The organism is Acidovorax facilis (assembly GCF_023913775.1).
In the GTDB taxonomy this organism is placed as follows: Bacteria; Pseudomonadota; Gammaproteobacteria; order Burkholderiales; family Burkholderiaceae_C; genus Acidovorax; species Acidovorax facilis.
This window is the reverse complement of the sequence record NZ_JAMXAX010000365.1, coordinates 1-255: the sequence shown is the minus strand read 5'-3', so window position 1 is coordinate 255 and position 255 is coordinate 1. Positions and strand designations below refer to the sequence as shown.

The following is a 255-nucleotide window of genomic DNA, read 5'->3' as shown; positions in this document are numbered from 1 at the left end:
GAGCGCTCCTGGCGCATGCGCTTTGAGGCCTACCGCAGTGCCTTTCCTGATGCGGCGGACGAGTTCGAGCGCCGCATCACCGGCCGACTGCTGCCCGCGCTGGCCGATCAGTTGCCTAGCTTGCTGGTCGCTATTGCGGACAGGCCGCAAGCCCTGGCTACCCGGAAAGCCAGCCAGAACGTCCTGGATGTGCTGGCGCCGCTGGTGCCGGAGCTGTTTGGCGGGAGTGCGGACCTGACTGGTTCTAACCTCACC

1 pseudogene is annotated in these 255 nt (G+C 66.3%); it reads left to right on the top strand.

Annotation, left to right across the window (positions count from 1 at the left end):
* Nucleotides 1-15 precede the first annotated feature (15 nt).
* Nucleotides 16-255 (top strand): annotated as a pseudogene (locus tag NFX52_RS31520) (transketolase); the annotation flags it as partial.